This window comes from Streptomyces sp. NPDC000983 (genome assembly GCF_040299205.1).
GTDB lineage: Bacteria > Actinomycetota > Actinomycetes > Streptomycetales > Streptomycetaceae > Streptomyces.
On sequence record NZ_JBEPBM010000045.1, the window covers coordinates 1 to 26,235 of the forward strand.

Below are 26,235 nucleotides of genomic sequence, written 5' to 3' on the forward strand. Positions count from 1 at the left end.
GTGAGGGTGAGGGCGGCGTGAGTGAGCCGCCCCACCCGGTGCGGATCCGTGGGCTGTCGGGGACCCGAGGTCAGATGTAGCGGCGGAGCCCGCCCCCGCCGCTTTCGTCGCTCCGGTCAGTTCTCCGAGCGGGCCAGCGCCTGCTCCAGGACGACCAGCAGGGCGTCCCGCACCGAGCCGCGCTCGCGCGCGTCGAAGACGACGACCGGCACGCCCTCGCTCACGTCGAGCGCCCAGCGCACGTCGTCCAGTTGGTGCTCGACCTTCCCGTCGAAGGCGTTCACCGCCACCGCGAACGGGATGCTCTTGTGCTCGAAGTAGTCGACGGCGGCGTAGCAGTCGTCCAGCCGCCGGGTGTCGACGATGACGAGCCCGCCCACCGCGCCCTCGACCAGGTCGTCCCACATGAACCCGAACCGCTCCTGCCCGGGCGTGCCGAACAGGTACAGCTTCAGGGTCGGGTCGATGGTGATGCACCCGAAGTCCATGGCGACGGTGGTCGTCGTCTTGTCCGGGGTGTGCGTGAGGTCGTCGACCCCGGCCGCCACCTCGGTGATCGCCGCCTCGGTGGTCAGCGGCTCGATCTCGGAGATGGAGCCGACGGCCGTCGTCTTGCCCACCCCGAATCCACCCGCGATCACCATCTTGACCGGCAGCGGCGGTCGTACGGCGGCGGCCGGTTCAGTCGGTGTCACGGAAGTACCCCCCGGGAGTCGGGGATGGCGCGCAGGCCATCGATCACTCTTCGCAGTACGGATGAATCGTGGACGGCGTCCGCGTTCGGAACGTGCACCGTCAGATGGCCCTCGGTCCGCAGGTCCTCGGCGAGCACCCGCACGACGTTCAGATGCAGCCGCAGCCGTGCCGCGATCTCCGCGATGGACTGCGGCTGCCTGCACGCCGCGATGATGTCGTGCTGCTCGAAGGAGAGCAGCGCGAGCGCGCCGAGACCCCCGGCGGTGGCCACCACCTGGGTCTCGACGGGCATCGTCCGGCCGGCCGTGCTGGGCGCCACCCGGCCGGCGGTGACCAGGAAGGGCCGCACGGCGGGGGCGGGGCCGACCGGGTCGTGGCCCGGGGGCGGTGTGCCGTCCGCCATGGGTCCTGTTCCGTCCTTCTCGGCCGGGTCAGCGGGCCGAAGCGGCGCCGACGCTGTTCTTCAGCTCCAGCACCAGCTGCGGACTGAGCGCGGCACCGGCACGGTTGGCGAACAGCGTCATCTCGTAGGCGATGTTGCCGAGCTTGGCCTCCTTGTCGGTGACCACGCCGAGGACCGCGCCGTTGCCGATCGCGGAGACCAGCACATGGCCGCCCTCCAGATCGATGATGACCTTGTTCAGGCCGCCGAGCCCGTAGTTGCCGGAGGCGCCGGCGGCGAGGCTGGTGATGCCCGAGACGATCGCGGCCAGCCGTTCCGAGTCGGCGTGCTCACGCAGCTCCGACACGGCGATCAGCAGTCCGTCGGAGGAGACGGCGATGGCGTCCACGACGCCCGCGGTCTCGGTCGCGAAGCGATTCAACAGCCAGGTGAAGTCGGCCGCCGCGGCCTTGAGTTCGGCCGGCGATGTGCCACCTGTCGACGTACTCACTGCTCCGCTCCTTCCGGGAGGTGCTGCTCTTGCTGCTGGGCTGGGGTCGGGTCGTCGGTGTCGCGGTGCGCCTGGGCCACGGCGGCCTCGAACTCCTCCAGCGCGGACCGTACGGCGTCGGCGTCGGCGGGCCGGGGCGCCTGGTGCAGCGCCTGGTGGGAGCCGGTGTCCTCGGAACCGCGCAGGGTCGCGCCGCGCACCCGGCGGCGCAGCGGGCGGGACCCGGCGGCCGCGGAGGGCGCCTCGGCGTGGGGCCGGGGGGAGGTGTCCGGGCGGTCCGCCCGGGCGTGGTCGGCCGGGGCCGGCATGGGGACGCGGGCGGGAGCGGCGGCCGGTGCCGGGGTCTCGCGCCGGGGGACCCGGCGGGGCAGGGCCCCGGCGTCCTCGTCGGCCATCGCCGCGTGGGCGTGGCCCGTGTGGGCGGCGGGGGCCACCGCGGCGGGCAGCGGCCCGCCGGCCGAGGCGTCCGGCACCCCGGCCGGGGCGGCCGCCGGTACCTCGGGCTCCGGCAGCAGCAGCGCGGCCGGCACGCTCACCTCGGCCGTGACACCCCCGCCCGGAGTACGGGTCAGCTCGACCCCGATCTCCCAGCGGCGCGCCAGCGTGCCGACCACGAACAGGCCCAGCACCTTCGTCGGCACCAGGTCGAGCCGTTCGCGGCGGATCAGGCGGGCGTTCTCCTCGGCGAGCCGCTCGGCGCTCATGCCCAGACCGTGGTCGGAGATCACGATCGAGGCGAAGTCGTCCTCGCCGGCCGCCACCGTCACCTCCACGGGGCTGCCCGCGGGCGAGAACGACACCGCGTTCTCCAGGAGTTCGGCCACCATCAGCGTCAGGTCGCCGATCACGTCCGGCTCGACCGCGATCTCGGCGCGGGCCTGGAGCCGTACCCGCTGGAAGCCCTCGATCTGGCCGAGCGCGGCCCGCACGACGGTGGTCAGCGCGAGCGGACCCGAACCGAGACCGGCCTCGCGGATGCCGGCCAGCAGCATCAGGCTGTCGGCGTTGCGCCGCAGGCGGACCGCGATGTGGTCGATGCTGTAGAGCCGCTCCAGCAGTTCGGGGTCGGTCTCCCCGCGCTCCACCGCGTCGATCAACGACAACTGACGGGTAGTCAGATTGCTGACGCGGCGGCCGACGTTGCCGAACATCTCGGCGACGTTGCGGCGGCTGAGCACCTGGCGCTCCAGCAGCGCGGCGGCCGTGGTCTGCACCCGGTTGAAGGCGTCGGCGAGGTCACCGATCTCGTCCCGGGCGGTGACCGGCACCTCGCGCAGCCGCGGCGGTCCCGCGTCCTCGGCGTCGTCGTCGGCGACCCGGGCCAGCTCGCGGTCGGCGACCTCGGCGACCTCGCGGGCGGCGCCGGTGAGCACCTGCACCGGCCGTACCACCGAGCGGCGGACCGCGACCGAGAGGGTGAACCACAGGGCGAAGCCGAACAGGGCCAGTCCCAGCAGCAGACCGGCACGCCAGGCTGCTTCGTCGGAGGCGTTGTCGGCCCGGTCGGCGATCTGGTCGATCAGGGAGGCGGTGATACCGAGCCGGATCTCGGCCTGGGCCCGGTAGGCGGGGTAGGAGGCGAGCGCCGCGTTGAACGACTGCCGGATCTCGGCGGGGGAGTCGGACTGCAGCGAGCTGGGGTCGATCTGGAGCTCGGCGTACTGCCGCAGGATGGTGGCCTGCGGCGAGGTGTGCTCGATACCGCGCAGCTCCTCGGCCTGCCCCTCGGTGGCGAACCGGGAGAACCGGTCGGCCTGGTAGGTGTAGACCTCGTAGGAGCCGACCGCGCCGATGAACTCGATGAGCGCGTTGGAGTCACCGGTCGCCGCGGAGAACACCCCGGTCTCGAAGGCGCTGTGGGCGGCGTCGGCCCGCAGCAGCGAGTCGAGCAGGTTGCCGGTGAAGGTGCCCGAGAGGGCGGCGTCGCGGTCCAGGCCGAGGCCGTCGATGACGCCCTTGGCGGCGCTGGTGTACGCCGGGTCGATGTTGTCGGCGGGCAGATAGCCCTGCTCGATGGTGTCGCGGAGACTGCCGAGCGCGTCGATCTCCTTGAGGGCCTGCGCCTCGGTCTCCGGCAGCCGGTCCCCGAAGGTCTCGCGGACCTTGGTCACCTGGGCGTCCACCCTGGCCTGCGCCCGGTCGTAGGCGTCCGTCGAGGGCGCGGTCCTGCCGTCGGCGGCCTCGTACCGCACGGACAGCAGGATCGCCTGCTGGTGCTCGGCCTCCACCCGGTCCACCAGTGTGGCCACCTCGGCGCTGTCCCGGACCAGTCGGGCCGCCTCGGAGGCGGAGGAGGACTGGGCCAGCTGCTCGGTGATCAGATAGGCGAGCAGGGCGGCCACCACGGCGAGCGGCACCCCGACCAGGAGGTTGAGCTTGCGCCGGAACGGCCAGCGGTCGACTAGGCGGCGTATGCCGAGAGGGGAGCCGGGTGAAGCGGTGGACGCGTCCACCTCTTTCGTGGACACCTTTCCTCCTCGATTGATCGACTGTTGACCGGCTGAGCATCGGCACTGACAACTCACGGATCGCCTGGCGTCAACGTTGGGGAGACTATCGCCTCTTGAGACATCCGTCTTCACATGCGATCACAACTGACTACTCATTGACACCAATCGGTGACCCGGAATCGCTTGACTGGGCAAGAAGCCCCTGGATTGGATCAGTTGAAGTACTGGAGAACATCCATCCCCACCACTCAGTCCGGAACGGGAATCGTGACTTCTACCGCCCCACGCAGCAGGTCCATCCGGAACCATCCCGGCGCGGCCGCCGTCGCGCTCGCCGCGGCCGCGGCCCTGCTCGCGGGATGTGGCTCCTCCGACGACGAGAACGACGACCCCCTGGCGGGGGACAAGGCGAGCGGCGACACCGTCGTCGTCGGCTCCAACAACTTCGCCGAGTCCATCCTCCTCGCCGACATCTACGGCGAGGCCCTGAAGGCCAAGGGCCTGAAGGTCACCTACAAGCCCAACATCGGCAGCCGCGAGACCACTTACGGCCTGCTGAAGAACGGCTCCATCACCGTCCTGCCGGAGTACAACGGCTCGCTGCTGGCGTACCTGGACCCCAAGGCGGAGCAGAAGGACGCCGACTCCGTGAACACCGCGGTGAAGGCCAAGCTGGACAAGAAGCTGACCCTGCTGGAGTCCTCGCCCGCCGAGGACAAGGACTCGGTCAGCATCAACGCGGCGACCGCCGAGAAGTACAGCCTCACCGGTGAGTCCACCCTCGCCGACCTCAAGGACATCGCCCCCGAGCTGGTCATCGGCGGCTCGCCCGAGTTCCAGACCCGTCAGCAGGGCCTGCTGGGCCTGAAGGACGTCTACGGCCTGGAGTTCAAGTCCTTCAAGGCGCTCGACGCGGGCGGTCCGCTGACCCAGGCGGCGCTGACGAAGAACACCGTGCAGGCGGCGGACATCTTCACCACGGACCCGACGATCACGAAGGAGAAGTTCGTCGTTCTCCAGGACCCGGAGAACCTCTTCGGCTTCGCCAACGTGACCCCGCTGGTCTACAAGTCGGGCCTGCCGCAGGAGGGCGTCGACGCCCTGAACGCGGTCTCCGCCAAGCTCGACACCAAGACCCTCCTGGACCTGGACTCCCAGGTCCAGCTGGAGAACAAGGACCCGCTCGACGTGGCCAAGGCCTGGCTGAAGTCGGCCGGCCTGGACTGACCGGGACCGGGCGGGGTCGTGGCGACCACGGCCCCGCCCGGGGTCGGTGCACCACCTGGGTCGGTGCACCACCGAGGTCAGTGGCCCACCTGGAACGTCGCGTCCTGCCGTTCGGCCGCCGTGGAGACGGGGTCGATCCGCAGGGCGTACGCGTAGTGGCGGATGTACCGGGTGGGGTTGTTGTACGAGCGGAACGACGACCAGGACGCGTCGGCGAGGCCCGCCGTGCGGTAGAAGGTCGCGTCCCCGGCGTAGGCCGAGGTGCCGTCGTTCACGTCCAGGCGGAGCGCGTAGTCGTAGTGCCGCAGATACCGGGTCGGGTAGTTGACCGACTGGAAGGACACCCCGGCGGAGTCCGCGAGCCCCGGCACCAGCTTCCACTGCGAGTCCGGGAACGGGTCGAAGGGATAGGCGTCGATCCGCCCCGCGAAGCCGCTGTGCCGGACGTAACGGTCGGGGAAGTTGTACGACTTGAGCCGGTTCCACGCGGGCGCGCCCCAGCGCGCGAGCAGGTTGGAGTACTCGGTCGAGGTGATCGGGTGGATCCCGCAGTGCTTGGAGTTGAGGGGCTGCGTGTACAGCCGCTGGTCCACCGGGGTCCAGGTGCCGGAGGCGAGGTTGCTCGACTGCCAGGCGTAGAACACCCCGTTGGGCGTGTAGGTGTCACCCCAGAGGTAGTGGACGCCGCTGGTCAGTGACTTGACCACCGTCGGCGCCTCGGTGCCGCCGTGCGCGACCGGAGTGCTGAACGGCGTGAAGCTGCCCGGCGCCAGGGAGGTCGACCGCGCTCCGACAAGCGTCTGGTCCCTCTTGTAGTAGAGGTAGTTGACGCCGTTCACCCCGACGGTGAGGTTGCCGTCGATCACGTCGTACCCGGGGTCGAAGAACACCTGCGGGGAGACCGTGGTCCGGAAGTCGGTCGTGTAGCTCACCATGATCACGTTGTGGCCGCTGCTGTTCACCGACGAGTAGAGGATGCCGTACTGCCCCCGCCCGGCGTCCCAGAAGGCCTCCGGCGCCCAGCTGTGCGTGCTGGTCATGTCGTGGAGCTTCAGCAGCCGGTAGCCGGTGAACGACCGCAGGTCGGTCGAGTCCCAGACATGGATGTACACACTGGTGCGGCTCCAGTCGGTGCCCTTCAGATCGGTGGCCAGGACCACGAAGGTCCCGTCCTGCTTGCGCAGGACGAACGGGTCGCGCAGTCCGCCGGCCCCGCCGGTCGGGGTGACGACGGGGGCGTTCTGGTTGAGCGGTGTCCAGCGCAGTCCGTCGGTGCTGACGGCCAGGTGCAGGCCGTAGTCCGCCTCCAGCATGGTGGTGGACTCGGTGAAGTAGGCCATCACATAGGCCGAGTCGGCGGCGTGCGCGGTGCCGGATCCGAGCGTCAGCGCTCCGGTGGCGGCCAGCGGGGCGGTCGCCGCCAGACCGAGGAGCGTTCTGCGGGACGGGTGCGGGTGAGCGGTCATCCGGACTCCAGGGGGCGGGGTGGCCGATGCGGGGAGGCTCCACTGGTCGAGATTTCGAACTCGGTTCGGTGGAGCGGTCAGAAGGTAGGAGTGTGGCGCGTGCGCGTCAACGAGGTGGGCGGCCTTGGCTGGATTCGGCTCGTGCGGGGGGCCGGTGGTCGGGGCGTGTGGCGGTGCCGCGTGACCTGACGGCCGGATGGCTTTATGGCCCGTCAGCCCGTCAGCCCGTCAGCCCGTCGATCGGAGAGAGGGGGAGCCCGGTTCAGGCGGACTCCCCCCGTCCCCGCTCCCGATCGACCCGCCGGGGCGATCGGAAGCGCTTTCTCCTGGCCGCGTCGAGGAAGTTACCGGGGGTTACATTCGAGGGTCAAGGAGAGGGCGGCCCTGGTGTGTCGACTGTGTGCGCGGACCAGGCGTGCCCGGTCCCCGACTCACCTCCGGCGCAGCCGCAGCGCCAGCGCCGTCCCTCCGGTGAGCGCCAGCACGGCGGCCGCGCCGCCCGCCAGCAGCGGCGCCGACGGCCCCGAGTCCGGCTCCGCCGCCGCGGCCACCGGGGTGGCGTCGGCCGGCGCGGACGCCGTACGGTCCCGCACCGCCGAGGGCGAGACGGCGGCGGTGGACGGCGACGCGGTCGGCGAAGGGGACTTCGCCGAAGGGGACTTCGGGGTGCGCGACGCGGTCGCGGACGGCGTCGGTGCCGCGCTCTTCTTCTCCTTCGCCGGGAACACCACGTCCGAGCAGGAGTAGTACGTGTCCGGCGTGCTGCTGTTCTGCCACACCGTGTACAGCACATGGCGTCCCGTACGGTCCTTCGGCAGCGTCGCCCGGATGCGGTACGCGCCGTCGGCGAGCGCGGGGTCCCGCACCTCGGCGAACGGCTGCTCGGGCAGGTCGGCCCAGGTGAGCGGCCGGGTCGGGTCGTAGCCCTGCTCGGTCAGATAGAGCCGGAAGGTACCGGTGTGCGGGATCGTCGAGGCGTACCGCATGGTCAGGGCGGCGCCCGGGGTCAGACGGGTGGACGGCCAGTCGGTGCGGGCCAGGTCCAGGCCGCGGTAGGCGGGCAGGCCGCCGCTGCACAGCTCCCCGTCGGGGACGACCTGCCGGTCCCGGCCACCGACGTTCGCGATCCGCAGGTTGTCCCAGGCGGTGAAGGGTGCGCCGTTCGCGGCGACGGCCGCCCGGCAGGCCGACGAGCGCGCGGCGTCGCCGCCCTCGGGCGAGCAGGCCAGCACCCGGCTGACCGGATCGGTGGGCGCACCGTGCGCGGCGGCCGGGACGGCCGTGCCCAGGGCGAGCAGCGCGGACGCCGCCGCTGCGAAGGCGTGCCGGGCACGGATGCGGTGCATGTGAAGGGTCTCCTCGGCCGGTTCGGGACGGGACTGCTTCCGTCCAGTACGGGCGGGACGGCGGACGCGTTCAGCGGGACCCGGCGCGCGGGGGCCGGAAGCGGCGGCGGCCCGGGAGTCCGGCGGGGGGTGGCTGCGGCCCACCGTGAGGGCCGGGCGCGAGCCCTTGCAAATGAGGTCACAAACGGTCAACCGGCCAACGCAGAGGGTTCGTTTCCAGCCCGATCGAGGGTTTCCCCTGTATCCCTACGACCTTCTGTTTGCCTATCGTTCCGACACAGCCGACCCACAGGTAACCCCGGACGGGTCGGTCCCCACACGCCTGGCCGGCCATCGCGCACGCTTTTCGGTTTTCGCCCCCCTCCGCTTCGAGGACGAAGCGCACCGACCGCCGCTCCGCGCTGCCCGGAGCACGGCCACGAAAGGCACTCCCTTGCGTACCTCCCCCTCCGTGCGACGGAGACTGATATCCGTCGCCGCGGTCTCCGCCGCGCTGTTCACCGCCGCCACCGCCACGGTCGCCACCGCCCAGGAGCCCGCGACTCCCCAGGACGCCCCCGCCGCCCGCACCGAGGCCGCCCCCGGCGCCCCGGCCGAACGCCTCATCGTGGGCTACAAGTCCGGTGCCGCCGAGGCCAGTTCCAACAAGGCCGCCGACGCCGACGCCGCCGCCAAGGGCGAGAAGGCCGGCGAGCGGGTGGACTTCGAGCGCCGCCTCGGCACCGGCGCCGCACTCGTCGACCTCGGCGAGGACCTCACCAGGGCGGACGTCGCCGACGTCGTCGCCGAGTACCGGGCCGACCCGCAGGTCGCCTACGTCGTACCGGACCGGCTGAACAAGCCCCTCGCGACGCCGAACGACACCGAGTACACCAAGCAGTGGGACCTGTTCGAGACCACGGCCGGCATGAACGTGCCGGGCGCCTGGGACACCACCACCGGCACCGGGGTCACCGTCGCCGTGATCGACACCGGCTACGTGACCCACTCCGACCTCGCCGCGAACATCGTCGGCGGCTACGACTTCATCTCCGACACCACCGTCGCCGCCGACGGCAACGGCCGCGACAGCAACCCGGCCGACCCGGGCGACTGGACGGCCGCGAACCAGTGCGCCTCGGGCGACCCGGCCTACGACTCCTCCTGGCACGGCACCCACGTCGCGGGCACCATCGCCGCCGCCACCGGCAACGGCAAGGGCGTCGCCGGCATCGCGTACGGCGCGAAGGTGTCCCCGCTGCGCGTCCTCGGCAAGTGCGGCGGCTACGACTCCGACATCATCGACGCCATCACCTGGGCGTCCGGCGGAACCGTCTCCGGCGTCCCGGCCAACACCAACGTCGCCAAGGTCATCAACATGAGCCTCGGCGGCAGCGGCGCCTGCACCACCGCGACGCAGAACGCGATCAACGCCGCCGTGGGCCGCGGCACCACGGTCGTCGTCGCGGCCGGCAACAGCAACGCCAACGCGGCCAACTACTCGCCGGCGAGCTGCAACAACGTCATCAGCGTGGCCGCCGCCGACCGGCAGGGCAACCGCTCCTACTACTCCAACTACGGCACGGTCGTCGACATCGCCGCCCCGGGCGGAGAGACCAACTCCGTCACCTCCAACGGCATCCTGTCCACACTGAACGCCGGCGCGCAGGGCCCGGGCGCCGAGAGCTACGAGTACTACCAGGGCACCAGCATGGCCGCCCCGCACATCGCGGGTCTCGCCGCACTGCTGAAGTCGGCGAACACCACGCTGACCCCGGCCCAGATCGAGTCCGCGATCAAGACCAACTCGCGTGCTCTGGCCGGTACGTGCAGCGGCGGCTGCGGTGCGGGGCTGGCCGACGCGGCCAAGACGGTGCAGGCGGTGAGCGGCGGCTCCACGGGGGGCACCACCTTCACCAGCACGTCGGCCGTGGCCATCCCCGACAGCGGTACGGTCGAGTCCCCGGTCACCGTCTCCGGCCGGACCGGGAACGCCCCCTCGGCACTCCAGGTCGGCGTGGACATCACCCACACCTACCGCGGTGACCTGGTCATCGACCTGATCGCGCCGGACGGTTCGGCGTACCGGCTGAAGTCCGCCAGCTCCTCGGACTCCGCGGACAACGTCATCACCACCTACACGGTGAACGCCTCCTCCGAGGTCGCAGGCGGCACCTGGAAGCTGCGGGTGCAGGACACGGCCGCGCAGGACACGGGCCGGATCAACAGCTGGAAGCTGACCTTCTGAGCCGAACCTCCGACCCCTTGAACGGGCGGGCCGGCCGGTGCGGATGGGGCACCGGCCGGCCCGTCGTCATCGCGGTCATGCGCGGAAGGCCGCCAAGTGGTCCCGCGCCCAGCGCCGGTAGCCCCCCGCGGGCCGCCCCAGCAGCTCCGGGACGGTCGGGTCCACCTGCGCCTTCGCCCCGGCCCGCCCCCGGGCCGCGCTCTCGGCGAGCGCCTCGGCGATCGGTGCCGGATACCGTACGAGCAGCCTCCGCCGGGCCTCAGACTCGGGCAACTCCTCAAAGCGCAGCGGCCGTTGCAGGAGTTCGCCGAGGATCTCCGTCTGCCGCACGGCGCTGATCGCCTCGGGCCCCGTGAGCGGATACTCCCGCCCGGCGTGCGCCCCGGGCTCCAGCAGCGTCAGCGCCGCCGCGTCGGCGATGTCCCGCGGATCGACGGTGGCGTTGACCGCGTCGCCGCACGCCGCCCGTACGACGCCCTCCGCGCGGACCGAGATGGACCAGCCGAGCGTGTTGGTCATGAACGCGCGCGGCCGCAGCAGCGTCCACGACAGGCCGGAGTCCCGCAGCAGCCGCTCGTTGCCGCGCTGCCACCGGGTGATCAGGTCGGTGGCGTCCGGGTCGGCCACCGCCAGCGCCGACAGCTTCACCACATGCCGCACCCCCACCTCGCGCGCCGCCGCCAGGAAGTGCTCGTCATGGGCGTGCGTCAGCGGGTTCGCGGTGACCAGCAGGGCGGACGTCACCCCCGTCAGCGCCCGCCGCAGACTCACCGGATCGTCGAAGTCGCCACCCACCGGCTCCACTTGAGGCCCCGCCAGCTCGCGGGCGCGGTCCGGCCTGCGGGTCAGCAGCCGCAGCGGCACCCGGCCGCGCAGCCGTCCCGCGACCAGCCCGCCGACCGTGCCGGTCGCCCCGGTGAGCAGGATCATCGCTCCGCCTTCCCGGCGTACTCGGCGTCCGCCGGCAGCGGGGTCTCCTCCTCGTCGAGCGAGGCGAGGATCCGCACACCGCGGTCCGCCGCCGTGTCGAGCCGCACCAGCAGCCCCGGGACCGCGATGCTCGGCAGGATGTGCTGCCACAGCACGGCGATCCGGTGCGCCAGGTCCTCCCGCCCGGTCAGCGCCCTGGACATCAGCTGAATGCCGGCGAAGGCCCCCACGAGCAGTTCCACCGTGTCCCGCGGCACCACCGTGGGCAGCAGCTCACCCTGTTTCTCGGCCTCCTCCAGCAGCCCGATCAGATGCTCCGCCCACTGCCGGAACGGACCGGTGTGATCGACCCCGGGCGGCGCGCACTGGTCCACGGTCAGCCGCACACTGCCCTGCAGCAGCGAGTTGCCCAGCAGACGCCGGCCGAAGACGAAGGTGATGTCCACCACCTCCTGGAGCTTGCACGGATGCGGAGGCACCGCGCCGAGCTGCAACTGCTCGTCCAGGACGGCCTGGGCGAGGGATTCCTTGGAAGGGAAGTGGAAATACAGTGCGCCCTTGGTGACTTCGGCCCGCTCCAGCACCATCGAGATCGTCGTCGAGGTGTAGCCGTGCTCGTCGAACACCGCACCCGCGGCTTCCAGGATCGCCTTGCGCGTCCTGATGGCGCGCTCCTGCCTCGCCATAAGCGCCCCTCCGCTGCGCCGAGTTGACCGGACGTGCCGGGCGCGGCGGTCCGGTCGCGCACCGATGCCGGTCACCCTGGTCTCATTGAAAACAAACCGGTCGGCTCGTACTCTAGCGCTCACGGCACGGGCACCTCGCCGTCTGTCATCACTGTCGGGGGACCCAGGGGAGAGACATGCCTGAAATGCCGAGACCCGCCGATCTCCCGACCGCGTCCGAGGTCCTCACGGCCGCCGTACCACGCCAGTTGGTGCACCGCGCGGCCGTCGCCGAGACCCTGCTCACCGGCTGGCACGCACTGGGGGCGGACCAGTTCGCGGTGTCCGCGCAGTGGCCGCGGGCCCACCAGTTACACGTGACGAGCGACCGTACCGCATACGAGCCGCTCCTGGTCACCGAAACCGTGCGGCAGAGCGGCGCGCTGCTCGCCCACGCCGCCTACGAAGTGCCCCTGGGACAGCGGTTCGTGCTCCAGGAACTGCGGGTGACCACCCGTCCCGAGCAGCTCCGCGTCGGCCCCCTCCCCGCCGAACCGGCCCTCACCGTCAAGGTGTTCGACGTCCGCCGGCGCGCCGGCCGCCCCACCGCCTTCCGCTACGACGCGGACGTCACCATCGGCGGGACGCACGTCGCCGGCGGGCACATCGCGGTCTCCTGGACCAGTGAGTCCGTCTACCGCAGACTGCGCGGCGGCCGTACCGCGGACAGCGTCACCGCCCTGCCCCCACCGCCCGGACTGCCGCCCGGCGAGGTGGCCCGCACGGTCCCCGCCGACGTCGTGCTGGCGCCGCCGGCGCGCCCCGGACGCTGGCAGTTGAGGGTCGATACCGCTCACCCCGTTTTCTTCGACCACCCCCTCGACCACGTCCCCGGCATGCTGCTGCTGGAGGCGGCCCGCCAGGCGGCCCACGCGCTCGGCGGCGCGCGGTGCGTGCCGGTCTCCTTCCACGCCTCCTTCGCCCGGTACGCCGAACTCGACCTGCCCACCTGGATCGAGGCGGAGCGCGGCCCCGACGACCAGGTCCAAGTCCTCGGAATCCAGGGGGACTCGGCAGTCTTCGAATGCCGGGTGGGCACCGTGGCGGGGTGAGCTATTGTGTACGGGGAGTGAAAAACAAACGGCATGACCCGTTCTTTTCTGCCCCAGGAGTGTCCAGGCGATGGCGAGGCAGTTACGCGCTGAACAGACCCGAGCGACGATCATCACCGCCGCCGCCGATCTGTTCGACCGGCGAGGCTACGAGTCGACCAGTCTGAGCGACATCGTCGCGCACGCCCAGGTCACCAAGGGCGCCCTCTACTTCCACTTCGCGGCGAAGGAGGACCTCGCGCGGGCGATCCTGGAACTCCAGTCCCAGGCCTCCCGCCAGCTCGCCGGGGAGCTGGAGGCGCGCGGCTACTCCTCCCTGGAGACGCTGATGCGCACCACGTTCGGAGTGGCCCGGCTGGCCGTCGAGGGCCCGATCCCCCGGGCCGCGCTGAGGCTGGCCACCGGGGGAGTGGCCGTGAAGGCCCCCCTGCAGCACCCCTTCGCGGAGTGGCTCGACCTCGCCTCCCGCAAACTCCTCGGCGCCGTCAAGGAGTCGGACGTCCACCCGGACGTCGACATCGACACCGCGGCCCACTCCCTGGTCTGCTTCTTCATCGGCACCCGGGTCGTCGGCCGCGCCACCGAACCCGTCGCCCGCCAGCCCCGGCGCGTCGCCGAGATGTGGCACCTGCTGGTCCGCGGCATCGTCCCGGTGCCCCGCCGCCCCCGCTACCTCACCCTCGCCACCCAACTGGAACGGGAGACCAGGAGCGGCTGATTCCGCGGTGCCCGCCCCGGCCCGCGATACGGTCGCGGCATGCGCGACACCCCGCCCGTGATCCTCGGCGACGAACCCGGCACCTTCCCCCACTCCGTGCTCACCGAACGGCATCCGGCGATCATCCGCCAGGTCCGCGACGCCCTGCCGTACGACCCCGAGCGCCGCGCCGCCCTCGACGCGCTCCTGCGCGAATGCGCCGACGGCGTCGTCGGGCCGCTCCCCGCCGACGCACACGACGCCGACCGCTGGCGGGAGTGGGGCGCCGCCGCCCACCTGGGCCGGCCCTGGACCGACGCCCCCTGGCTGTGGGCGGAGAGCTACTTCTACCGCCGGCTCCTCGACGCCGTCGGCTACTTCACCCCCGGGATCTGGCAGGGCGCCGACCCCTTCCGCCCCGCCAAACTGGCCGAGCTGGACGCCGACGGGACCGACGGGGAACTGGCCGCGCTGGACGGTCTCGCCGACCTGTCCGCCGAGGAGCGGGACCGGGCCCTGCTGCACGGCTCCCTGTGGGGCAACCGCGCCGACCTGGGCTTCCGGATGTCCACCGCCGACGGCGCCGCCCCGGCCGGCACCGGCGCCCTGGTCGCCGACGACAGCGACGCCCTGTGGGCCCTGCTGCCGCCCGCCCGGCCCGCCGAGCTGCTCTGCCTGATCGCCGACAACGCGGGCGGCGAACTCGTCCCCGACCTCCTGCTGATCGCCCACCTCCTGACCCGGGGCCGCGTCCGGCGGGCCGTCCTGCACGTCAAGGCGCACCCCTACTTCGTCTCCGACGCCACCCCCGCCGACGTCCTCGACGCCCTCGGCCGGCTCCGGTCCGCCGGCGGCGCCGCGCGGACCTACGGCGACACGCTGTGGACGGCGCTGACCGACGGCACCCTCACCGTGCGCGCCCACCCGTTCTCCTGCGCGCCCCTGCCGTACGAGGAGATGCCCGACGACCTCCGCGCCGAGCTGGGCGCGGCCACGCTCACCGTCCTCAAGGGCGACCTCAACTACCGGCGCCTGGTGGGCGACCGCAGATGGCCGCCGACGACGCCCTTCGCCGACGTCACCCGCCACTTCCCCGGACCGGTCGCCGCCCTGCGCACCCTGAAGTCCGAGGTGGTCACGGGCCTGGACGCCCCGACGGTCGCCGCCCTCGACGCCGCGGAGGGACCGCGCTGGCGCACCGGCGGGACCCACGCCCTGATCCAGGTCCGGAGCTGACTCACACCACCCGCACCGGCAGCGACTTCAGCCCGTTGATGAAGTTCGACACCAGCCGCCCGGGCGGCCCCGCACCGCGCAGCACCGGCAGCGTGCGCAGCGCCTCCGCGTACAGCACCCGCAGTTGCAGCCGGGCGAAGTGCGCGCCGAGGCAGACGTGCGGGCCGTCCCCGAAGGAGACGTGCGGGTTCGGCGACCTGGCCGGGTCCAGCAGGTCCGGCCGGGCGAAGACCCGCTCGTCCCGGTTGGCGGACGCGTGGAAGACGACGACCTTGTCCCCGGCGCGGATCCGCCGCCCGGCCAGCTCGGTGTCCTGGGCGGCGGTACGGCGGAAGGACAGCACCGGCGGATGCCAGCGCAGCAACTCCTCCGTCGCCGGGGCCAGTTCGAACTTCCCGGTGCGCAGCCCGTCCCAGGACCCGGGGTGCTCGGCCAGCGCCAGCAGTCCGCCCGGGGCCGCGCCGCGCACGGTGTCGTTGCCCGCGACGGTGAGCAGGAAGAAGAACATCTCCAGCTCGGGGCCGGTGAGTTCGGCGTCGTGCGCGAGGATCGTCAGGACGTCGTCGGCCGGGTACCGGCGCTTGTACACCGCCAGTTCGCGGGCGTAGTCGAACATGTCCCGCAGCAGTGCGGGGGAGCGCGGGTTCACCGGCCGCCCGGTACCGTCGCGTACGACGGGACCGGACTCCTCGGGGTCCTGGTAGCCGATGACCCGCTGCGTCCAGCCCAGCAGCAGCCCCCGGTCCCGCTCCGGCACCCCCAGCAGGTCGGCCAGGTTGAGCAGGGCGTAGTCGTCGGTGACCGCGCCGACCAGGTCGACGGTGCCGTCCCCCTCCCGGGCCGCCTCCAGGGCCCGCGCGAACAGCGTCCGGGCCCGCTTCTCGGCGACCGCGGTGAACCGGTCCACCCGCCGCGGGGTGAACGCCCGGCTCACCAGCCTGCGCAGCCTGCCGTGCCCCGGCGGGTCCTGGTTGAGCATCATGCGCCGGATGAACGGCAGGTCCGCCGGATCGGGATCCCTGATCTGGGTCGCCCCCAGCTGCGAGGAGTACGTCAGCGGGTCCTTCAGCACCCGCACCACGTCCGCGTGCCGGGTCACCGCCCAGAACCCCGGGCCGGCCGGCCAGCCCAGCACCTCCGGCTCCTCCTGCCAGGCCACCGGGTGGTGGTCGCGCAGCACACGGTAGGCGGCGTGGGGCACACCGGCCGCGTACCGCCGGGGATCGAAGACGTCCGGAACAGGAGGCGAGGGCCGGACGGTCACGCGGACCGGCCGGGCACCGCGGACGACGGCCGGGCACCCGCGCCGTACGGCTTGTACGGCTCGGGGCGCTCGTACCGATCGTGCCGCTCGTGCGGAAGTCCGAAGGAGGTCATGTGACCAAAGGTGGCGTCCCGGACCGGCCCCGGCAAGGGCCCACGCCCCACCGCGCGCGCACGTCCCCCGGACACGGCCGGAACACGCCCCCGGCTGTCCGGACCCGGCCCGCCACAGGCACCCTCGGGCGCGGGCCGGTTCGGCACCGGTTCACGCGATGGTGTGATCATGTCCCGCGCCGAGGATGGCCGTTCGGGGCGCCGGGTAGGGCCCGGCCATGACGCAGCCCTTCGAACTCCCGCACTTCTACATGCCGTATCCCGCGCGGCTCAACCCGCACGTCGACGAGGCGCGCGCCCACTCGACCGCGTGGGCGCGCGAGATGGGCATGCTGGAGGGGTCCGGGATCTGGGAGCAGGCCGACCTCGACGCGCACGACTACGGCCTGCTCTGCGCCTACACCCACCCCGAGTGCGACGGCCCCGCCCTGTCGCTGATCACCGACTGGTACGTGTGGGTCTTCTTCTTCGACGACCACTTCCTCGACATGTTCAAGCGGACCCAGGACCGCGCCGCCGGCAAGAGCCACCTCGACCGGCTCGCCCGCTTCATGCCGATGGACCCCGCGACGCCGATGCCGGAGCCCGAGAACCCGGTGGAGGCGGGGCTCGCCGACCTGTGGACGCGCACGGTCCCGGCGATGTCCGCCGACTGGCGCCGCCGGTTCGCCGTCGCCACCGAGCACCTGCTCAACGAGTCCATGTGGGAGCTGTCCAACATCAACGAGGGGCGGATCTCCAACCCCGTCGAGTACATCGAGATGCGCCGCAAGGTCGGCGGCGCCCCCTGGTCGGCGGGGCTGGTGGAGTACGCGCGCGCCGAGGTCCCGGCGTCCGTCGCCGGCTCGCGGCCGCTGAGGGTGCTGATGGAGACCTTCTCCGACGCCGTCCACCTGCGCAACGACCTCTTCTCCTACCAGCGCGAGGTCGAGGACGAGGGCGAACTCAGCAACGGCGTCCTGGTGCTGGAGACCTTCTTCGGCTGCACCACCCAGCAGGCCGCCGACACCGTCAACGACATCCTCACCTCCCGCCTCCACCAGTTCGAGCACACCGCCCTCACCGAGGTCCCCGCGCTCGCCCTCGACCGCGGCCTGACCCCCGACGAGGTCGCCGCCGTCGCCGCCTACACCCTGGGGCTCCAGGACTGGCAGTCCGGCGGCCACGAATGGCACCTGCGCTCCAGCCGGTACATGAACGAGGGCGCCCGCTCCGCCAACCCCTGGCACGGCCCGACCGGCCCCGGCACCTCCGCCGCCGACATCGGCGCCCTGCTCGCCGCCACCGGTCCGCAGCGGCTGCGCGCCCACACCCACGTCCCGTACCAGAAGGTCGGCCCGTCCCTGCTCCCCGACTTCCACATGCCCTTCCGGGTGGAGCTCTGCCCGCACCTGCCGGGCGCCCGGCAGCGGCTCACCGAGTGGTCGCACCGCATGGGCATCCTGGCGGAGGGCGTCTGGGACGAGGACCGGCTCGCCGCCGCCGACCTCGCGCTGTGCTCGGCGGGCATCGACCCGGACGCGACCCCCGAGGCCCTCGACCTCAGCGCCCACTGGCTGGCCTGGGGCACCTACGGCGACGACTACTACCCGCTCGTCTTCGGCCACCGCCACGACCTGGCCGCCGCCCGCCTGACCACCCGGCGCCTCGCCGACTGCATGCCCGTCGACGGGACGGAGAGCCCTCTCGTCCCCGTCAACGCCATGGAGCGCGGGCTCATCGACCTGTGGGCCCGCACCACCGCGCGGATGACGCGCGAGCAGCGCACCACCCTGCGGGACGCGGTCAACGCCATGACCGAGAGCTGGGTGTGGGAGCTGTCCAACCAGCTCCTGCACCGCGTCCCCGACCCGGTCGACTACCTGGAGATGCGCCGGGCGACCTTCGGCTCCGACCTCACCATGGCCCTGTGCCGGATGGGCCACGGCCCCGACGTGCCCGCCGAGGTCTACCGCAGCGGTCCCGTGCGCTCCCTGGAGAACGCCGCCGTCGACTACGGCTGCCTCATCAACGACGTCTTCTCGTACCAGAAGGAGATCGAGTACGAGGGCGAGTTCCACAACGCGATCCTCGTCGTGCAGAACTTCTTCGGCTGCGACTACCCGGCCGCGCTCCGCGTCGTGCACGACCTCATGACCCAGCGCATGCAGCAGTTCCAGCACGTCGTCGCCCACGAACTGCCCGTCCTCTACGACGACTTCGACCTCTCCGCCGGCGCGCGCGAGGCCATGGACACCTATGTGTCCGACCTGGGCAACTGGCTGGCCGGCATCCTGAACTGGCACCGCGAGGTCGACCGCTACAAGGCCGGCTACCTGGCCCGCCGCACCCACGGCTTCCTCCCCGACCGCCCGCCGGCGCTGCCCGTCGGCTGACCCCGCGCGCCTTTCACCGAGCCCCGCGGCCGGCCGGACTCAGCCCGGCCGGCCCGCGTACGGCTGCCCCGCCGCGTCCGCGCGCCGGGGCAGTCTCACTCGTTCGTGGGACGTCGCCGGTCGGCGACCCGGGTAGAGGCGATCCATGGAACAGACCGCGTTGCGCCCCAAGCCGATGCCCGGCCAGGAACCGGGCCGTGCGTCCGGCCAGGAACCGGACCGAGCGTCCGGCCAGGAGTCCGCCGGCACCCGGCCCGCCCGGCGCCCGCACGCAGCCCCCCGGCCCCGCCGGCGGCTCACGACCTTCCTCCTCGCGCTCTCGGCCGGCACGGTCCTGGTCCTGTCCGGGGTGGGCCTCGGCGCGGTCGGCACCGCGGCCGTCGGCATGAGCGGACTCGTCGAGCCCCCACGGGCGGACCCGCCGCCGGCGGCCGCCGCGCCGCAGGTGCTCGCTGCGTCGGCCGGGCCCCGGCCCACCCCGTCCACCACACCGCGTCCGGCCCGGGCGGGCGCCGCCGCGAGCCTCGGGGTGGAGGCCGTCGACGCGGAGGGGAGGGGCGCGCTGCTGGTCGGCGTCCATGTGCCGGGCCCCGCCCACACGGCGGGCCTGGTCCGCGGAGACGTCCTGCTCGGCTTCGGCGCGACCCGTGTCGACGGCGCCGCCGACCTCGCCCGCGCCGTCGCCCAGGCCCGCCCCGGCACCGAGGTCGCACTGACCGTGCGACACGAGAACGGCACCCAGCAGCGGCTCACGGCGGTCCCGGGGTACGTGACCTGACGCGTCCGCCCTCGCACGGCTGAGCGAAACCGCTGTCACGGCCGCGGGGTCCCGGCCACCATGACCCCATGCCGGCCCCCTGCTCATCTTCCGCCCGGAGAACTGCCCCCCCACGGGACCGCCCGATCGGCTCGCGCCGCCCACCCTGTGCGGGCAGGATGCTGCCCGTAGTCACCTTCACCGACGAGGGAGGCCCGGATGACCGGTCCCACGCCCGCTGCCTTCACCGCCGACGACTACCGTGCCCGGATGGAGCGAGCCGCGCGGGAGGCCGCCGGGGCCGGGCTCGCCGGGCTGCTCGTCGCACCCGGCCCCGACCTGGTGTGGCTCACCGGCTACGCGCCCGCCGTCACCGAACGGCTCACCCTGCTCGTCCTGGTCCCCGGCCGCGCCCCCGCCCTGATCGTGCCCGCGCTGGAGGCCCCCGACGTCGCGCGGGCCGGCGGGGCGCCCGCGCTGGAACCGCACGACTGGACCGACGGCGAGGACCCCTACGCCGCCGCCGCGGCCCTGCTCGCGCCGGACGCCAGGTTCGGCATCAGCGACAACGCCTGGGCCATGCACCTGCTGGGCCTCGCCCGCACCGTGCCCGGCTCCTCCTACGCCGCCCTCACCGAGGTCCTGCCGATGCTCCGCGCGGTCAAGGACCCGGCGGAACTGGAGCGCCTCACGGCGGCCGGCGCCGCCGCCGACGCCACGTACGAGGAGATCCGGCGGGTCCGCTTCGCCGGCCGCCGGGAGACCGAGGTCGCCGCCGACCTCGCCCGGCTGCTGCGGGAGCACGGGCACTCCACCGTCGACTTCACGATCGTGGCCTCCGGCCCCAACGGCGCCAACCCGCACCACGAGGCCGGCGACCGGACCATCGAGCGCGGCGACATGGTCGTCCTCGACTTCGGCGGGCTCCTCGGCGGCTACGGCTCGGACACCTCCCGCACCGTCCACGTCGGGGAACCCACCGACGAGGAGCGCCGCGTCCACGACATCGTGCGCGAGGCCCAGGAGGCGGGCTTCGCCGCGGTCCGGCCCGGCGCCGCCTGCCAGGACGTCGACCGGGCCGCCCGCGCGGTCATCGCCGACGCCGGGTACGGCGCGCACTTCATCCACCGCACCGGGCACGGCATCGGCGTCACCACCCACGAACCGCCGTACATGATCGAGGGCGAGGAGCGGCCCCTGGTCCCCGGGATGTGCTTCTCCGTGGAGCCCGGCGTCTATCTGCCCGGACGGTTCGGGGTACGGATCGAGGACATCGTCACCGTCACCGAGGACGGCGGGCGGCGGCTGAACACCACCACCCGCGAACTGGTCATAGTGGAGTGAACCCCTCCGACCGTCCCGCACCCTTCTAGCTGCAAACGGCGCGACCCATGACCCAGGCACCGACACCCACCGCGGACACCGTCCGCCGACTGGTCCGCTCCCTGCTCAAGGACGCCGCGGACGACGCCCCCGGACCCGAGGTCCGGCCCGTCGCCGAGGGCGGCGACCGCGTCACCTGGTGGGTCGGCGCCCGCCATGTGCTGCGCCTCGCCCCCGACCGCGAGGCCGCCGTACGCCAGCGCCGCGAACTGCGCCTGCGCGACCTGGTGCGCCCGCACCTCCCGGTCGCCGTGCCGACCAGCGTCGCACACGGCGAGTGGGCGCCCGGACTGGGCTACACCCTCGACACCAAGGTGCCCGGCGGCCCGGCCCAGGCGCACGAGGTGTCCGCCGTCGGCGAGGCCGACCTTGCCGGACTGCTCACCGGGCTGCGCGAGGTCCCCGCACGGCAGGCCGAGTCGCTGGGCGTGCCGCGGACCGGGCCGCGCTCCCTGGAGGCGCTGCGCCGCGCCGCCGAGCGGGCCGCCGGGCGCCTGGCCGCGGCCGACGAGTTCGACCCGGCGCGGCTGCACCAGCTGACCCAGCCGGCCGCGGTCCAGCTCGCCGCACAGCCCGGCGGCGCGGTCCTCGTCCACCACGCCCTGACCGGCGAGCACCTCGTGGTCAGCGCCGACGGGCGGGTCCGCGCCGTTCTCGGCTGGGCCGACACGGTCGTCGGCGACCCCGCCGAGGACATCGCCGGACTGGCCCGCGCGGTGGGCTCCCCGGCCGCCGTCCGCGCCGCCACCCTCGCCGGCTACAGCGCCCGCCCGTGTCTGCGGGGCCTGTGGCTGGCGCGCTGCGACACCGTGATCCACCTCGCCGAGGCGCTCGGCGGTCCGGACGGCACCGCGCTCGCCCGGCTGCGGCGGCAGCTGGTGCTCGCCTGGGAGACGATCCTGCTGGAGCGGGTCACCGAATTCAGGGAGGACGGCGCCCCGGACGGCGCCCCCGACGGCGGCCCGTGAGCGCCCCGGCACCCCGCTCGCCCCCCGGCTCACTCCTGGAGCAGCACCACGCTCGACTCGCCGGGCAGCTGGAGCATCCCGTCCGCCCCGGGCACCGACACCGGCTCCCAGGCGGCCAGGACCTGGGCCCGGCGCGGGCCGAGGGGGATCCGCGCGGTCTCCTTGCCGAGGTTCACGGCCACCCGTACGTCCCCGCGCCGGAAGGCGAGCCAGCGCCCCGTCCCGTCGTGGGCGACCTTGGTGTCGGCGAGATCGGGATCGGTGAGGTCCGGCTGCCCGTGCCGCAGGGCGATGAGCCGCCGGTACCAGTCCAGCACCCGCGCGTGCGGCTCGCGGTCGGGCTCCGACCAGTCCAGACAGGAGCGGTCCCGGGTCGCGGGGTCCTGCGGGTCGGGTACGTCCTCCTCGGCCCAGCCGTGCGCGGCGAACTCCCGGCGCCGGCCGCGCCGTACCGCCTCGGCCAGTTCGGGGTCGGTGTGGTCGGTGAAGAACTGCCAGGGGGTGCCGGCCGCCCACTCCTCGCCCATGAACAGCATCGGCGTGAACGGCGCGGTCAGCGTCAGGGTCGCCGCGCAGGCCAGCAGGCCGGGGGAGAGGGTGGCGGCGAGCCGGTCGCCCTGGGCGCGGTTGCCGATCTGGTCGTGGGTCTGGCTGTAGCCCAGCAGCCGGTGCCCGGCCACCCGGGAGCGGTCCAGCGCCCGCCCGTGGTGCCGGCCGCGGAAGCTGGAGTAGCTGCCGTCGTGGAAGTAGCCGCCGGTGAGGGTCTTGGCGAGGGCCGCGAACGGGGAGCGCCCGAAGTCGGCGTAGTAGCCCTGGGACTCACCGGTCAGCGCGGAGTGCAGGGCGTGATGGAAGTCGTCGTTCCACTGCGCCTGGAGCCCGAGCCCGCCCTCCGCGCGCGGGGTGATGACCCGCGGGTCGTTCAGGTCGGACTCGGCGATCAGGAACAGCGGACGGCCCACGTCCTCGGCGAGCGCGTCCACCTCGGCGGACAGCTCCTCCAGGAAGTGCCGCGCGCGCGTGTCCCGCAGCGCGTGCACCGCGTCCAGCCGCAGCCCGTCGACGCGGTAGTCGCGCAGCCAGGCCAGCGCGCTGCCGATGAAGTAGTCGCGCACCTCGTCGGAGCCCGGGGCGTCCAGGTTGACGGCCGCGCCCCAGGGCGTGTGATGGGTCTCGGTGAAGTACGGCCCGAACGCCGGCAGGTAGTTGCCGGAGGGTCCGAGGTGGTTGTGCACCACGTCGAGGACGACCCCGAGCCCCAGTGCGTGCGCCCGGTCCACGAACCGCTTCAGGGCCTCGGGGCCGCCGTAGGGCTCGTGCACCGCCCACAGCGACACTCCCTCGTACCCCCAGCCGTGTACCCCCGGGAAGGGGCACAGCGGCATCAACTCGACGTGGGTGACGCCCAGTTCGACAAGGTGCCCGAGCCGTTCGGCGGCCGCGTCAAGGGTGCCCTCGGAGGTGTACGTGCCCACGTGGAGTTCGTAGAGCACCGCCCCCGGCAGCGCGCGCCCGGCCCAGTCCGCCCGCCAGGCGTACCCGCCGTGGTCCACGACCGCGCTGCGGCCGTCCGGGCCGTCGGGCTGGCGGCGGGACCTGGGGTCGGGCAGGACGGGACCGTCGTCCAGCGCGTAGCCGTACCGGGTGCCGTCCCGGGCCTCCGCCTCACCCCGCCACCAGCCCTCTCGCTCCGGATCGCGCTCCAACGCGCGCGTGGCGTCCTCGCAATGGAGCGTCACACGGCCGGCCTGCGGTGCCCACACCTCGAACTGCACGGACGGTTCCCCTTCGTCTGCTCACCGTGATGTAGCCCGTCCATGGTGCTTCAAACGGCACCAATCCGCTTTTGAATCTTCCCTTTTGCGGTAGGTGTCGTCGGGTACGCGTGCCCGACGGCCGTTTTCTCGTCTTCTGGACACCCCGGCCCCGCTGACCGACAATCACGAGCGTGACGTCGTCCTTCGAGTTCAACACGTACCCCGCGCGGCTCTCCGACGCGGAGCGCGACCAGGCGCTGAAGGTGCTCCGTGACGGCGTCGCCATGGGACGTCTCTCCCACGACACGTTCATCCGCCGGATGGAACTGGCCCTCTCCGCCCGCCGCTCCGACGAACTGCTGGCCCTCACCGCCGACCTGCCCCGGGAGAGCCGGTTCTCCCGCGCGGTCTTCGGCACCGTCGAGGCGGTCTCCGGGTTCGGGGTGCGGCTGCGCCGGGCCTGGCAGGCCGAGCGGCTGCCCAAGCTGCTGCTGCCCCACCCGGGCGGCGGCCACCCGCTGCGCATCGGGCGGGACCCCGCGAGCGGACTCAGGCTCACCCACGAGACGGTCTCCCGGGCCCACGCCGAACTGATCCGCCAGGGCGGCATGTGGGTGCTGCGGGACCTCGGCTCCACCAACGGCACCACCGTGAACGGGCGCCGGGTCATCGGGGCGGCCGTCGTCCGCGAGGGCGACCAGGTCGGCTTCGGCCAGATGGCGTTCCGGCTCGCAGTGAACTAAGCCGAACCTTAGCTCTGGCCTTTGCTTTACTGGGTGCGGTGGCTGAAATCCCTGTGCTTGCAAGGGTGTTGACGTACCGCCGGAACTCGTGACTGACTGTGCGTACCTCATGCACATCAAGTGAACCGACGGCACCGGCACGCGGAGGTGCGCCCTGCTGCCACTCCTCCGCTACCCGACCGTCGACGAGCTCGGCGCCCGGGCGGCCGCACTGGTGACCCGCCATCCCTCCGAGGCGCGCCTGCGCCGGGTCGGGACCTCCCGCGCGGGCACCTCGCTCTGGCTCCTGTCCGTCGGCCGCGGCAGCCGCCAGGCCCTCGTCGTCGCCGGACCGCACGCCAACGAACCCGTCGGCGGCGCCACCGCCCTCCGGCTCGCCGAACGCGTCCTCGCCGACCCCCGCCGCCACACCGGGGCCGACGCCACCTGGAACCTCCTGCTCTGCCTCGACCCCGACGGCCTGCGCCGCAACGAGGGCTGGCTCCAGGGCCCGTACACCCTCGGCCGCTACTTCCGGAACTTCTTCCGGCCCGGCTTCCTGGAGCAGCCCGAGTGGCTGCCCGACGGCGCCGACCACGCCGTACTGCCCGAGACCCGCGCCCTGCTCGCCCTCCAGGACGAACTGCGGCCCTTCCTCCAGTGCTCCCTGCACGGCGTCGACGTCGGCGGCGGCTTCGCCGAGCTCACCCACGACCTGCCCGGCTTCCCGCGCCGCCTCGCCCACATCGCGGCCCGCCTCGGCATCCCCCGCGAACTCGGCCCGTACGACACCCTGTACTGGCCCCGCCTCGGGCCCGCCGTCTACCGCATCCCGCCGCCGCGCCGGGGCGACCTCGCCGCCGCCATCACCGAGGCCGCCGTGGAGTCCACCTGGTTCCACCCGCACCGGTACGGCACCGTCACCGCCGTCGTCGAGGCACCCATGTGGGGCGTGGCCGCGGTCGAGGACGACACCGTCCCCGCCGACCCGGCCGCCGTCCTGCGCACGGCCAGCCGCACCCTGCGGCAGGACTCCCGGCTGCTGGCCCGGCTGCTCGCGCGCACCCGCCACCACCTGCCGGCCACCGCCGAGACGGACCGGCTGCTCGCCCCGGTCGACGACTATTTACTGGTCTGCCCCGGCCTCGCCGACGCCTGGGACCCCGACATCGTCACCGCCGGCGCCCGGCCGCTGCCGCCCCTGACCACCGCCCACCTGGCCACCCTGCGCATCGCCGGGCGGCGGCTCGCGCTGCGCACCGCCGGGCTGCTGCACCGGCTGGTCTCCGGCGCGGACGGCGACCGCGCCGGTGTGCTGCCGGAACTGGACCGGCTCATCGACGTCTGGTGCGACGACTACCGCGACGGCTGCGGCGCCCGCTGGATCCCGGTCGCGCGCCAGGTCGAGTACCAGTCCCGGGTGGTGCTCGCCGCGTTCGACCTGGCCCTGCGGCACGCGCCGACGCCTCCCCGTTCGAGTGAGCCCGGCTGGGGTGCGCAGGCGGCCGTGCCGATGCACCGGGAATGACACTTCCCACCACCCTGCGGACGGCCGCCGCGGCCGCCTGCCTCCTCGTCCTCGCGGCCGTCCCGGCGCAGGCCGCCGGCCGGGACCGCGTCCCCGGCGACTGGCTCCGGCTCACGCTCACCACGGGCGACGGCCGGTCCGGCGACACCCGGGGCACCCTGCTGATGTGCGACCCGCCGCTGGGGCACTCCCGTGCCGCCGAGGCGTGCGAGGCCCTCGACGGGGTCGACGGCGACATCGCCCGCCTCACTCCCCGGGACGCCGTCTGCGCGATGATCTACGCCCCCGTCACCGCCCGGGCCGAGGGCCGCTGGAACGGCCGCCCGGTCACCTACGAGCGGCAGTTCGGCAACCCCTGCGAACTCCGGGCGCTGACGGGCGCGGTCTTCGCCCTGGACGGCTGACCGGCCCGCCCATGTGCGG

At 73.2% G+C, this 26,235-nt stretch carries 21 protein-coding genes and 1 pseudogene; 12 read left to right on the forward strand and 10 right to left on the reverse strand.

From position 1 onward, the window contains the following. Nucleotides 1–116: 116 nt before the first annotated feature. From ABT296_RS33020 to ABT296_RS33035, 4 genes and pseudogenes are all read right to left on the reverse strand, one after another. A complete protein-coding gene (locus ABT296_RS33020; RefSeq protein WP_453174975.1) occupies nt 117–695 on the reverse strand; it encodes a GTP-binding protein in 579 nt (192 codons plus the stop codon). Continuing rightward, nucleotides 682–1,099: pseudogene (locus ABT296_RS33025) on the reverse strand (DUF742 domain-containing protein). The gene ABT296_RS33020 and the pseudogene ABT296_RS33025 overlap by 14 nt, the downstream one beginning before the upstream one ends. A gap of 28 nt (nt 1,100–1,127) precedes the next feature. Continuing rightward, on the reverse strand, nt 1,128–1,589 hold the full coding sequence (locus ABT296_RS33030; protein ID WP_351932852.1) for a roadblock/LC7 domain-containing protein: 462 nt from the start codon (nt 1,587–1,589) through the stop codon (nt 1,128–1,130). Beyond that, nucleotides 1,586–4,057 (reverse strand): ATP-binding protein, encoded by a 2,472-nt coding sequence (locus ABT296_RS33035; RefSeq protein ID WP_351932854.1) that lies wholly within the window; start codon nt 4,055–4,057, stop codon nt 1,586–1,588. Before ABT296_RS33035 ends, ABT296_RS33030 begins: the two co-directional genes overlap by 4 nt. Before the next feature lie 249 nt (nt 4,058–4,306). Between ABT296_RS33035 and ABT296_RS33040 the strand changes: the two genes are divergently transcribed. After that, nucleotides 4,307–5,266: an ABC transporter substrate-binding protein gene (locus ABT296_RS33040; RefSeq protein WP_351932856.1), complete on the forward strand. Its 960-nt coding sequence runs from the start codon at nt 4,307–4,309 to the stop codon at nt 5,264–5,266. A gap of 77 nt (nt 5,267–5,343) precedes the next feature. Here ABT296_RS33040 and ABT296_RS33045 read toward each other — a convergent pair whose 3' ends face one another. Together ABT296_RS33045 and ABT296_RS33050 are read right to left on the reverse strand one after the other, a co-directional pair. Next, nucleotides 5,344–6,732: a glycoside hydrolase family 43 protein gene (locus ABT296_RS33045; RefSeq protein ID WP_351932858.1), complete on the reverse strand. Its 1,389-nt coding sequence runs from the start codon at nt 6,730–6,732 to the stop codon at nt 5,344–5,346. A gap of 431 nt (nt 6,733–7,163) precedes the next feature. Next, nucleotides 7,164–8,078: a lytic polysaccharide monooxygenase auxiliary activity family 9 protein gene (locus ABT296_RS33050; protein WP_351932860.1), complete on the reverse strand. Its 915-nt coding sequence runs from the start codon at nt 8,076–8,078 to the stop codon at nt 7,164–7,166. Between the two features lie 433 nt (nt 8,079–8,511). Between ABT296_RS33050 and ABT296_RS33055 the strand changes: the two genes are divergently transcribed. Beyond that, on the forward strand, nt 8,512–10,305 hold the full coding sequence (locus tag ABT296_RS33055; protein WP_351932862.1) for a S8 family peptidase: 1,794 nt from the start codon (nt 8,512–8,514) through the stop codon (nt 10,303–10,305). Between the two features lie 75 nt (nt 10,306–10,380). On the opposite strand, the gene ABT296_RS33060 is transcribed toward ABT296_RS33055, so the two are convergent. After that, complete coding sequence (locus ABT296_RS33060; protein WP_351932864.1) at nt 10,381–11,235, reverse strand: NAD(P)H-binding protein; 855 nt, start codon at nt 11,233–11,235, stop codon at nt 10,381–10,383. Beyond that, entirely contained in the window at nt 11,232–11,921 is a 690-nt protein-coding gene (locus tag ABT296_RS33065; protein ID WP_351932866.1) for a ScbR family autoregulator-binding transcription factor, read from the reverse strand. Before ABT296_RS33065 ends, ABT296_RS33060 begins: the two co-directional genes overlap by 4 nt. Nucleotides 11,922–12,097: 176 nt before the next feature. Here ABT296_RS33065 and ABT296_RS33070 point away from each other — a divergent pair, with 176 nt between their 5' ends. The 3 genes from ABT296_RS33070 (at nt 12,098) to ABT296_RS33080 (ending at nt 14,945) form a co-directional block, all read left to right on the forward strand. Then, on the forward strand, nt 12,098–13,012 hold the full coding sequence (locus ABT296_RS33070) for a ScbA/BarX family gamma-butyrolactone biosynthesis protein (RefSeq protein WP_351932868.1): 915 nt from the start codon (nt 12,098–12,100) through the stop codon (nt 13,010–13,012). A 70-nt stretch (nt 13,013–13,082) separates the two neighbouring features. Further along, on the forward strand, nt 13,083–13,730 hold the full coding sequence (locus ABT296_RS33075) for a ScbR family autoregulator-binding transcription factor (RefSeq protein WP_351932870.1): 648 nt from the start codon (nt 13,083–13,085) through the stop codon (nt 13,728–13,730). A 39-nt stretch (nt 13,731–13,769) separates the two neighbouring features. After that, nucleotides 13,770–14,945, forward strand: coding sequence for a damage-control phosphatase ARMT1 family protein (locus ABT296_RS33080; RefSeq protein ID WP_351932872.1), 1,176 nt, complete (start codon nt 13,770–13,772; stop codon nt 14,943–14,945). A 1-nt stretch (nt 14,946) separates the two neighbouring features. Here the strand turns inward: ABT296_RS33080 and ABT296_RS33085 are convergent, their stop codons facing one another. Beyond that, the gene (locus ABT296_RS33085; protein ID WP_351932874.1) at nt 14,947–16,209 is read right to left on the reverse strand and encodes a cytochrome P450; all 1,263 of its coding nucleotides are present in this window, start codon (nt 16,207–16,209) and stop codon (nt 14,947–14,949) included. Between the two features lie 331 nt (nt 16,210–16,540). On the opposite strand from ABT296_RS33085, the gene cyc2 reads away from it, so the two are divergent. From cyc2 to ABT296_RS33105, 4 genes are all read left to right on the forward strand, one after another. Then, nucleotides 16,541–18,697: a germacradienol/geosmin synthase Cyc2 gene (gene cyc2 / locus ABT296_RS33090; RefSeq protein WP_351932876.1), complete on the forward strand. Its 2,157-nt coding sequence runs from the start codon at nt 16,541–16,543 to the stop codon at nt 18,695–18,697. A 145-nt stretch (nt 18,698–18,842) separates the two neighbouring features. Next, a complete protein-coding gene (locus ABT296_RS33095; RefSeq protein WP_351932878.1) occupies nt 18,843–19,475 on the forward strand; it encodes a PDZ domain-containing protein in 633 nt (210 codons plus the stop codon). A 198-nt stretch (nt 19,476–19,673) separates the two neighbouring features. Beyond that, nucleotides 19,674–20,798: a M24 family metallopeptidase gene (locus tag ABT296_RS33100; RefSeq protein WP_351932880.1), complete on the forward strand. Its 1,125-nt coding sequence runs from the start codon at nt 19,674–19,676 to the stop codon at nt 20,796–20,798. Between the two features lie 47 nt (nt 20,799–20,845). Beyond that, nucleotides 20,846–21,805 carry an aminoglycoside phosphotransferase family protein gene (locus ABT296_RS33105; protein WP_351932882.1) on the forward strand — a complete coding sequence of 320 codons (960 nt, stop codon included), beginning with the start codon at nt 20,846–20,848 and terminating at the stop codon, nt 21,803–21,805. Between the two features lie 29 nt (nt 21,806–21,834). On the opposite strand, the gene treZ is transcribed toward ABT296_RS33105, so the two are convergent. Continuing rightward, nucleotides 21,835–23,580 (reverse strand): malto-oligosyltrehalose trehalohydrolase, encoded by a 1,746-nt coding sequence (gene treZ, locus ABT296_RS33110; protein ID WP_351932884.1) that lies wholly within the window; start codon nt 23,578–23,580, stop codon nt 21,835–21,837. Between the two features lie 173 nt (nt 23,581–23,753). Here treZ and ABT296_RS33115 point away from each other — a divergent pair, with 173 nt between their 5' ends. The 3 genes from ABT296_RS33115 (at nt 23,754) to ABT296_RS33125 (ending at nt 26,216) form a co-directional block, all read left to right on the forward strand. Further along, nucleotides 23,754–24,305, forward strand: coding sequence for an FHA domain-containing protein (locus tag ABT296_RS33115; protein WP_351932886.1), 552 nt, complete (start codon nt 23,754–23,756; stop codon nt 24,303–24,305). A gap of 154 nt (nt 24,306–24,459) precedes the next feature. Continuing rightward, nucleotides 24,460–25,812 (forward strand): M14 family zinc carboxypeptidase, encoded by a 1,353-nt coding sequence (locus ABT296_RS33120; RefSeq protein ID WP_351932921.1) that lies wholly within the window; start codon nt 24,460–24,462, stop codon nt 25,810–25,812. Further along, on the forward strand, nt 25,809–26,216 hold the full coding sequence (locus tag ABT296_RS33125; protein ID WP_351932888.1) for an SSI family serine proteinase inhibitor: 408 nt from the start codon (nt 25,809–25,811) through the stop codon (nt 26,214–26,216). Before ABT296_RS33120 ends, ABT296_RS33125 begins: the two co-directional genes overlap by 4 nt. Nucleotides 26,217–26,235 lie beyond the last annotated feature (19 nt).